At 35.6% G+C, this 2435-nt stretch carries 3 protein-coding genes; all 3 read left to right on the forward strand.

Features of this window, described 5'->3' with window-relative positions; all coding sequences use genetic code 11:
* Positions 1-189: 189 nt before the first annotated feature.
* From BMX40_RS19840 to BMX40_RS19850, 3 genes are read left to right on the forward strand one after another with little or no spacing between them, the layout of a single operon-like run.
* Positions 190-1317 carry a phage portal protein gene (locus BMX40_RS19840; protein WP_090873194.1) on the forward strand — a complete coding sequence of 376 codons (1128 nt, stop codon included), beginning with the start codon at positions 190-192 and terminating at the stop codon, positions 1315-1317.
* Positions 1317-1538 (forward strand): Acb2/Tad1 domain-containing protein, encoded by a 222-nt coding sequence (locus BMX40_RS19845; protein ID WP_342028702.1) that lies wholly within the window; start codon positions 1317-1319, stop codon positions 1536-1538. Before BMX40_RS19840 ends, BMX40_RS19845 begins: the two co-directional genes overlap by 1 nt.
* Positions 1538-2326, forward strand: a complete 789-nt coding sequence (locus tag BMX40_RS19850; protein ID WP_090873196.1) for a head maturation protease, ClpP-related — start codon at positions 1538-1540, stop codon at positions 2324-2326. Before BMX40_RS19845 ends, BMX40_RS19850 begins: the two co-directional genes overlap by 1 nt.
* Positions 2327-2435: the final 109 nt, after the last annotated feature.

Consider the following 2435-nt stretch of genomic DNA (forward strand, 5'->3'; position numbering starts at 1 on the left):
GTCTACGTGAAAGAAACGCAAAATGGAAAGCAATTCTTAAAGAAAGAAGAAGTGAAACGGAAGACAGATGGTTTCCAGGCATTTGTTCATGCTTTATATCGTGCTAATGAGTTAGATGAGGATGTAGACATAAATGGTTCACTAGACGCACTTGAAGCATTGAACTTCTAAAGGAGGTGAGAACAAAAGGTGGGATGGCTAGACAAAGTATTAAGACGCAATAGCGAACTTGAATCATTATTTGATTTAGATTTATTTGAAGAAACCAATCACAGGTATTATTTAAAAAAAATGGCTCTTGAAACATGCATCAACTTTATTGGAAGAACCATTAGCCAATCCGATTTTAGGATTATGAAAGACGGTAAACGTCAAATTGACGATTGGCATTATTTATTGAACGTACGCCCGAATACTGATCAAACGGCTACAGATTTCTGGCAAGACTTTGTTTACCAATTAATCCATGAAAATGAAGTATTAGTAATCTTAACAGATAATAACGATCTACTAATTGCTGATGACTTTGAAAGGGTCGAATATGCGATTTATCCTGATACTTTTAGAAATGTGACGGTGAAAGACTATACTTTTAGGAGAACATTCCAGATGGATGAGGTTATTCATCTCACATATAACAATGAGAAGTTAACTAAATTCATGGACGGTATGTTCCAAGACTTTGGCGATTTATTTAGTAGAATGATTGAAATTAGCATGAGGAACCACCAAATTCGAGGAACAGTAGGGTTGGAAACATCTCAAAAGTTGGACACAGAAAATCAAATCAAATTGCAGAATTTTATTGATAAGTTATTCGCTTCTTTTAAGAAAAACACAGTTGCTCTTGTTCCCAAACTAAAAGGTTTTGAATATAACGAGGTAGCAAAAGGTGATGGGAAAGGGCAATCAATTGAAGAAATAACAAAGCTTAAAAGATCATTGGTTGATGATTTAGCTAACATTTTGGGAATACCAACTGCTTTAGTTCATGGTGAGCTGTCAGATTATGAAACTAGTATCAAGGCATATGTAAGATTTTGTAACAGTCCAATCGTAAAAAAAATACAAAATGAACTTAATGCAAAAATCCTAACCAAAGATGAATATCTTAAGGGTGACCGAATCGATGTTTTTGGATTAACGGAAAGAGATTTGGTGGAAAACGCTGAATCGGTTGATAAGTTGGTAGCTTCAGGTGCCTTTACGAGGAATGAGGTGAGAGAGTTGTTTGGGAAAGAACGATCAGAAGATCCGGAGCTTGATAAGTTTGTTATTACCAAAAACTATCAATCTGCAGATGGAGGGGGTGAGTAATGATGCAAGATCAGATCGAGAATAATTTTAAATATCAAGCACCGAAAGAAGGACAGATTGCCAGATATAATGTTATTCGAACTGAAGCAAGGGAATTAGCCACAACAATCAATGAGTTATGTCCTAGTTCTCGTGAAAAGTCGTTAGCACTAACTAAATTAGAAGAGATGGTTATGTGGGCAAATGCAGCTATTGCGAGAAATGAAGGAGGTGAAAACTGATGCCAAAACGAATTAATATTAAAGGTGCTATTGTATCTAGCGATATTGCATGGATATATGACCTATTCGAAATCGAACATACATCACCTAAAACAGTCCTAAATCAAATCGAGGGCGCAAACGGTGATGATTTAGAAGTTATTATTAATAGTGGTGGTGGTGACGTACATGCAGCATCTGAAATTTACACTGACTTAAAATCATATGAAGGAAGTGTGGAAACACGAATCGTAGGTTTAGCTGCATCTGCAGCTAGTGTAATTGCGATGGCAGGAGATAAGGGTAAGGTTAAAATGACTCCGACTGGAGAAATGATGATACACAACTCGTCTACCTATTACGGAGGCGACCATAGGGATATGAGTAAAGCATCACAAATGCTTCAAAATACCGATAGAACTATTGCTAATGCGTATCGCCTGAAAAGTGGAATGGAAGAAAAGGAACTACTGGAGCTTATGGGAGAGGAAACATGGTTGACTCCTCAAGATGCACTAGAAAAAGGTTTAATTGATGAAATTATGTTTGAAAATGAAATTAAACTTTCTGCTAGTTCTGGTATAGCAAATTTAATCCCTCAAGAAGTCATTGATGGTATCAGACAAGGTAAGTTAAACAAAGTACCCGCGGGTAAAAATGAACAGGGAATTGATAAAGAAACTGTAAAGAATATGTTTGCTGATTTTAAGAAAGATATTTTAAATGAGCTACAATCAAAAAATATTGAACCAAATGAACCCAAACCAGCTGCAACAACGCAGTCAAAACGAAAAGGGTTCATTTTTTAAATGAAAAATTTAGGAGGAATATTAATATGCCAATGACATTAAAAGGAAAAATGGATAATTTCAAAGCAAAAAAAGAAGCTTACATGGACTTAGTAAAAGCAGAGGAACA

It is taken from the genome of Oceanobacillus limi (genome assembly GCF_900111445.1).
GTDB classification, from domain to species: Bacteria; Bacillota; Bacilli; order Bacillales; family Amphibacillaceae; genus Ornithinibacillus; species Ornithinibacillus limi.

Bases quoted from the DNA above. Each gene is read 5' to 3' on its own strand.
- BMX40_RS19845 (WP_342028702.1), top strand. From the start codon at position 1,317: ATGATGCAAGATCAGATCGAGAATAATTTTAAATATCAAGCACCGAAA.
- BMX40_RS19850 (WP_090873196.1), top strand. From the start codon at position 1,538: ATGCCAAAACGAATTAATATTAAAGGTGCTATTGTATCTAGCGATATT.